At 43.4% G+C, this 6,235-nt stretch carries 8 protein-coding genes; 1 reads left to right on the forward strand and 7 read right to left on the reverse strand.

The window, feature by feature from the left end; all coding sequences use genetic code 11:
- Positions 1-47: 47 nt before the first annotated feature.
- Positions 48-1,016 (reverse strand): hypothetical protein, encoded by a 969-nt coding sequence (locus C9I99_RS21785; protein ID WP_133638267.1) that lies wholly within the window; start codon positions 1,014-1,016, stop codon positions 48-50.
- Between the two features lie 199 nt (positions 1,017-1,215).
- Between C9I99_RS21785 and C9I99_RS21790 the strand changes: the two genes are divergently transcribed.
- On the forward strand, positions 1,216-2,187 hold the full coding sequence (locus tag C9I99_RS21790; RefSeq protein ID WP_107350947.1) for a hypothetical protein: 972 nt from the start codon (positions 1,216-1,218) through the stop codon (positions 2,185-2,187).
- Here the strand turns inward: C9I99_RS21790 and C9I99_RS21795 are convergent.
- The 6 genes from C9I99_RS21795 to C9I99_RS21820 all read right to left on the reverse strand — a co-directional run.
- Positions 2,184-2,501, reverse strand: a complete 318-nt coding sequence (locus tag C9I99_RS21795; protein ID WP_133638266.1) for a hypothetical protein — start codon at positions 2,499-2,501, stop codon at positions 2,184-2,186. The genes C9I99_RS21790 and C9I99_RS21795 overlap by 4 nt on opposite strands.
- Entirely contained in the window at positions 2,467-2,700 is a 234-nt protein-coding gene (locus C9I99_RS21800) for a hypothetical protein (protein ID WP_107350949.1), read from the reverse strand. Before C9I99_RS21800 ends, C9I99_RS21795 begins: the two co-directional genes overlap by 35 nt.
- A 67-nt stretch (positions 2,701-2,767) precedes the next feature.
- On the reverse strand, positions 2,768-4,900 hold the full coding sequence (locus C9I99_RS21805) for a DNA topoisomerase (protein WP_133638265.1): 2,133 nt from the start codon (positions 4,898-4,900) through the stop codon (positions 2,768-2,770).
- A gap of 90 nt (positions 4,901-4,990) precedes the next feature.
- Positions 4,991-5,524 carry a hypothetical protein gene (locus C9I99_RS21810; protein ID WP_107350951.1) on the reverse strand — a complete coding sequence of 178 codons (534 nt, stop codon included), beginning with the start codon at positions 5,522-5,524 and terminating at the stop codon, positions 4,991-4,993.
- Positions 5,521-5,796, reverse strand: a complete 276-nt coding sequence (locus tag C9I99_RS21815) for a hypothetical protein (protein ID WP_107350952.1) — start codon at positions 5,794-5,796, stop codon at positions 5,521-5,523. The genes C9I99_RS21810 and C9I99_RS21815 overlap by 4 nt, the downstream gene beginning before the upstream one ends.
- A gap of 76 nt (positions 5,797-5,872) precedes the next feature.
- Positions 5,873-6,235: hypothetical protein (locus C9I99_RS21820; protein WP_211321960.1), on the reverse strand; the 363-nt coding region annotated here is incomplete at its 5' end.

Raw genomic sequence — 6,235 nt, forward strand, 5'->3', positions numbered from 1 at the left:
GGAAGCAACTAGTGCAACTGCAATAGCTAAAGCATTTCTATTCATTCTCATATCGGTCTAATTGTCACTGTTCGTGTGGATTCGTTGTAAGAGGCAGTCATTGGGTACTGCGTGAGAAGTTCATCAAACGTTTTCTGAACATTTGATGTAATGACTGTCTTGAAGCCTTGGTTTACTCGGTAAACGTCACCCTCGTACACAAGTCGGATTTGGTAAGCATTCGCTAGGCGGGTTAAATTACTCTTCGTATCGGTTTGCTCTATCTGGAATACCTCAAGCGGTTCAGATTTACCCATACCATGAATAATTAGAGCGTTATTATCTGCGTCATATTGGCTGTTAAAGCTACGGCCAGTATTCTGAGAGTTAACCGACGATAGGAACGTATCTATTGCGTGTAAGGCATCGGTAGCAATAAGCTCAGAGTCAGCTCGCATGGTTCTTGAAACAATTTTCTTCTGCTCTTCATCATTGATATACCAAATGATGCTTGGTACAGAACCGACTCTAGCCCAGCGATTAACTGTGTCACGAAGGGTTTCATCACGATAGATATTGAAGGTCTGTAGTGATTGATGCGCAAGCTGCTGCTCTAGGGCGTTCGCTCTTAGCTCGGTTGATTGATTGCTTGCACGGTTAAATGCAGGTTCAAATCGAGTGGTGTCTTTGATGTTTGTGGCAAACGGCTCAACCACGATTCGGTTTTCTTTCTGATCGTAGTAGGGCAATAGTCCTGTATCCCTGAATAGGACAAGGAACGCGGCTTGTTTATCTTGCTCATCAAGGCTGATTGAACGTGTCCGCAGCGTTTGGTAGTTCCATGGACGTAGAGAGGAATGCCATTCGACGCCGTGAATGCCTAGCTCAACAGCCAAATCGCTTGCAACCAGCTGAATTTGAGAGTCTTTGTTTACTTTGTAAACTCGGTGCTCTATTGTTTGAATGTCCGTGGGTACCGCTTGGCACCCAGACAAGACTGCTGTAGCTAACAGGGCAGTCATCGTGCGTTTTATCATGTTCCTTCTCAACAATTGGTTTGCTCTAAGCTAATATTTGCCAAGAAGTATTTTTTCGAATACCTATTCTTTCTGATTTATACCCCCCAATTAAATACCCGAAAATAGATTTCAGTGCGTATTGCACCCCTGAATCAACTTAGCGATACAGGGTTACTAAGCAATTAGTAATTCAGAAGAGGAATATTGGAAGATACAAATGCTGAATAATCACCACATAGAGACGGATGTATCTGGCTTGAACTACCATGTGTTAGCAACATTCAATAGTCAGGCTGAAAGAGAGGTGTATGTCCGAGAGCTAAGAGATATAGGTGAGATTAGTAACGCGCACTTTTGTGCTTATAATTTCAAGCAAAACACACTCAAATTTAACCCTGTCGATTTAGATGCGCTTCTCAGTAACCTTCACAGTGCAAACCTTCTAATACCGTTTTATGGTTTTTTTCTAGGGCAAGCACTCGACCCCAGCAAGTTGGCAGATGCTGAACCAACACCTGCCACCACAAATGACATTATGAGTTGTTTGTGTGAAAGCTCTCTAGGTCAGAGTTCTATTGATGCATTGGTGGATAGGGTGGCAGTGGTTAGCATGTTGTTGAACTCAGGTCAGGTTAGTGATGATTACTGGGCACCAATAATAAATGTGATTTTAATGCTGGATAATATTGCCGACTCAGTAACGAATGAGACCGTGATTGCCATTGAAAATACCGAGGTGCTTGATGTCATATTTCCTAAGTGTTGGCGAACATTAGAAAGGTCGATCTTACAGAAGCGCGATTTGAAACTGGCAATACACAAGATGATCACCCACACCAAAGATCAAGGTTATAGTCATTTTGTAGATGGTGTAACTCAGGACAAAACAAACACGCTAGAGATTGAGTTAAAAGTGCGACAGTGTGTGGATAGCTGGTTAGTCACAACGTATATACCTTACGATACAACACCTGCGATCGTGGACTTGCTCTTGCTTGGTAGGTTTAAAAAGCGGTATGAGAAAAAAAGCCATTTGCATGCGACTCAAATAGCTAAGCTAGGAGCAAAAGGCATATCGGCCTTAGACAAGATAATCAAGTACCATAAAAGCCCAGCAGTCTCCACTGAGCTAAATAAGTTGGCAGAAAAAGTTACAACTCTTGCTTATAGCGATAGCTGTTTGGCTTAGTCGCTTTCTGGTAGAACCGATATGCCAGAGGTCATTGCATCAATAGCCGGCATAGTTGTGATATTGCCCTCGCTTGTTCCTCTTGATAATGTCAACGGGCTTACATGTTTGTCTTTTTGCGTAGCAAAGGTGTAAGCCATTAAAATTGTTGCTAAATCATCTGCGTTAACGACGCAAACTCCAAGTTCATCTACCTCAACCAGAGCTGCTTGGCTTAGGCGCTTAAAGGCTTCATTTACACCTTGTGTGTTTACATCTACCATATTTTTAATTCTGTAATCATTGAGATGATTGCTGCTGGTGGAACTCAGCATAGACTTCCAGTAAGTTCCAACCGTATGTTTTGTTATTGCTATGCACCCAGGTCAAAAATTCATTTGCTAGTTGATACTCTTTCTCAGTTAGCTCTTCTTCAATCAGAGGCATTGCATTCTCAGGGTTAAAACCCTCATGTTTAGCTGCAAAATGTAGTGCGTCTTGTAGGTTGCTTGATAGTCGGCTTGGATAAGTCATCTTAATCTCCGTTTTTCGATAGGCCAACACACCATACACTTGCAGCAAATCATGCAACCGTAACGAGTTAGATCTGCTCAGTATAACGGCACCCCTTGTCATAGCCCGAACATCCAATAAATTCACCTTTATTACCGTTAATAACTTTTAATTGACTCGAACACTCCGGGCAGGGTTTATAGAAGATCTTCCCGTTTAGAGCACTAAAATTTGAATTACAGTTTTTGCATGAGAAGAACTGTCCGAATTTGCCGTTTACCATAGATGCTGAACCGCTACACTTTGGGCACTGCTCTGTTTTCTGCTCAACGGTTTGGTGATGAGGGATATCTAAGCCATTCTGTTTTACCGATACGACATTACGCGTTATCAGCTCTTGAACTTGCTCTACAAACTGGGGAACTGACATGTTGCCATTCCTGATTTGAGACTGTTTATGTGACCATATCGCGGTAGTAGTGGGAGAGGTTATCGCATCCGGCAATAGGTCATATAGCAAATAACCAGCTTCAGTTGGTATGATGTTCTTCTTGTCTTCTACTAATTGCCCTCGTTCAAATAGCTCCTTCAAAATCCCAGTTCTGGTTGCAGCTGTGCCGATGCCGCCAGTATCTTGCTTTCCCTCATCTTTACTTAGCAACATTGCTTTGATTTTTGGGTCATCTACGTACTTGGCAGTGTGCATGAGGTCGCGAAGTAGTGTTCGCATAGTGTAACTTTGTAGTGGTCTTGTTTTCTCAGTTTTAAGCGTGCCAGTCGCGGTACCAATTAAGCCTGGCGTGACCATTGATAAATTAGTTTGCGGAACTAGGTCGTCATTAGCTTCATCCTCATCATCAGAGAAGCTTTCATCACGCATGAACGCAATTTCCCAGCCATGGTGGATCAGAGTGCGGTACTTCGCAGTAAATGCGAGGCCGTCAACAGTAGCGTGAATAACATTCACCAGTTCTTCTTTTTTTGGTAGAAACTGCAGTAGGTAATTACGTACGATTAGAGAGTAGACATCAAATTCTTCGTCAGTCATTTCATCCACCCCACTAATGTTGCCTGTAGGAATAATGCCTGTGTGAGCTGTGACGCGTGACGAATTAAATGCGCGAGACTTGATCGAAGGTTGAGTTATAGACGCCAGCGGCTCAAGCTCTGGTATTTGTTTAATTGTTTGAATGAGACCAGGTGCATCAGCAAACGACTCGTCATTTAGGTATCGGCAATCGCTTCGGTTGTAAGTTATGGCTCTGTACTTGTCTCTGAGGGTCTGGGTTATTTCCAACACTTTCTCTGGATCACTGCAGATACCGCCGATAACTCTGTTGGCCTCTACCTGCAAAGATAGCAAATCAAAAGGAAGTGGGCCGCTGGTGGTCGTTGTGGTTTCTTTGTTGTCTTCTATTCGAAGTTGTTGGCCATTGATACGATTAGCGATAGATTGAGCAAACGACAGTTCAGCTAACCTACCTTTATCATCAACCGGGTCTGTATCGCTGGGCTGATACTTCAATGACAGCTGAGCATTACCGACTACGGACTCACATCCTACTTGGTAGTAGAAGTGCTCTTGGTGTGTCTCTCTTTGTCGTTGCCTACGAACCACGAGGCCAAGAATTACACTCTTTACCCTCCCTACGACAAAAGGCTGCTTAGTCTGATAATTTTGAGCTTGAGCTTGGCAGGTGATAAGGCGAGTTAAGTTAATGCCAAAGCGCATGTCAGAGATTTGTCTCCCGAGCTCTTCAAGGTATAAGCCCCTAAAGTTTACGTTGGGCTGTAAGTTCTCAAAAGACTTTGCAATCAGGTTGTTATCGTTAATTAATGCTCGCTGCGTTGGTAATTTAGATCCAGAGTATTCAATTATCGCATCAAAAATGCACTGCCCAGCCGCGTCAGTATCAGTCGCACAAACAAGGCTTGATGCTTTCTTTATTAAACCTAGAACTATACGTAGTTGTTTCCTCGTGTTCGGATTTGGCTCCATTTCTACTGGCCAAGAGAGCGGCAAGTGATCGAGTGCCCATTTTTTATAATCCGGGCTAAAAGCCTCCGGCTCCTTCAAGCGTAATAAATGGCCCAAAGCATACGTTACATTTGCAGATATATCCTGGCACTCAAAATACCCATTTTTAGCAACAGGTCGAGAGCTAAGTGTGTTTGCGATCGATTCTGCAACTTCACGTTTTTCAGCGATAATCAGTTTCAAGTTTAGCCCTCCAATCAAGCTTTTTACTAACAGTCATTGTGACAGTTAGTAAAAAGCCAAATCATCATATGATTTGGCTTGTGGGCTAGGTTAGAGTCCCAGCTTGCGTAGGAATTTTTTCAGCAGAATTTCAACCGGTTTAGGTTCGGTTTGATTGTGCTTTCTTCTCCATTGGCGCAATGAATAAAGCTTTGTTTCAATCATATCGGTTACACGATCCAGTGCTTCCCGATATTCCAAACCATACAGTTCCTTCATGCATACGTAGAAAGTAAAGTTATCTTTGTGTTGGTTTGGCCGAATGATCCATTCAAGAACTTCCTCCATCTTCCTTAAGCTAGTTTTTAGCGAGAGAATAGAGTCGTTCATGTCTACCACCAGCAACCATTGAAGTTGTTTAATGTCGTTAACAACCCAATGTATAAATTGCTCTCCGCTATTACTCTTGATTTCGTCAATGACCAGTTCATTGAACTCATCAGGGTAAAGCAGTGGTAATAGAGATTCACAAGGAAGTAACTTGGCCTTGGTGCGTCTGGTTGGGGATGCTTTCCGGCGTAGAATTGGAAATGCTCCACCAACACTTAACTTCATGTCTGCAGCAAAATCCAACTGTACCGTCATAGCGTTTCAACCTCTTTCCAGCGAGAACCTAGCTTAGACTTAAGCTCATTACGCTCTTTCACACTAAATCGAGAAAGAGACTTACTAAACTTGTCACGTTGGGCTTTGTGGTCATTGAGCAATTGCTTGGAGTCTATTTCTCCCATAACGTTAGGGGAAACCTCATGCATTGTTGCTAACAACCAGTAACCAAATCGAACACGTTCCTTGCTTTGGTTCCAGTGATGGATAAGACCACGATACAGTGCGCTATTAGTAGTTTTCTTGTTCATAATTCAATACTCATTTTAGCCCTTTCGGGATTGGTGGACCCCTTCAAAATGAAGGGGCAGTGTGGGGGTCTAACTATTAAGCGGCTTCTTCCATTTCAAGTAATTTGATCTGGTGTTTCATCCACTCAATGTCATTCGAATCAGTAGCAGCTTCCATGAAGTTACGCATTGGAGCTAGGTCTGACTGACCGTTTCTGAACTGCATTGCCATAAAGTTAAACAATTGCTCAGTTTGAGCACTTGGTGTGACAGTGCACTCGCCAAGCTCTGTTGTAACATCATTTGAAGCGGCTGCTGCTTTGGCCTCTGCCTCTGCCTCAGCTTTGGCTTTAGCCTCTGCCTCTGCCTCTGCCTCTGCCTCAGCTTTGGCTTTAGCCTCTGCCTCTGCCTCTGCCTCTGCCTCAGCTTTGGCTTTAGCCTCTGCCTCTGCCTCTGCCTC

The organism is Photobacterium lutimaris (genome assembly GCF_003025555.1).
Taxonomy (GTDB): domain Bacteria; phylum Pseudomonadota; class Gammaproteobacteria; order Enterobacterales; family Vibrionaceae; genus Photobacterium; species Photobacterium lutimaris.

Bases quoted from the DNA above. Each gene is read 5' to 3' on its own strand.
- C9I99_RS21785 (WP_133638267.1), bottom strand. From the start codon at position 1,016: ATGATAAAACGCACGATGACTGCCCTGTTAGCTACAGCAGTCTTGTCT.
- C9I99_RS21790 (WP_107350947.1), top strand. From the start codon at position 1,216: ATGCTGAATAATCACCACATAGAGACGGATGTATCTGGCTTGAACTAC.
- C9I99_RS21795 (WP_133638266.1), bottom strand. From the start codon at position 2,501: ATGCTGAGTTCCACCAGCAGCAATCATCTCAATGATTACAGAATTAAA.
- C9I99_RS21800 (WP_107350949.1), bottom strand. From the start codon at position 2,700: ATGACTTATCCAAGCCGACTATCAAGCAACCTACAAGACGCACTACAT.
- C9I99_RS21810 (WP_107350951.1), bottom strand. From the start codon at position 5,524: ATGACGGTACAGTTGGATTTTGCTGCAGACATGAAGTTAAGTGTTGGT.
- C9I99_RS21815 (WP_107350952.1), bottom strand. From the start codon at position 5,796: ATGAACAAGAAAACTACTAATAGCGCACTGTATCGTGGTCTTATCCAT.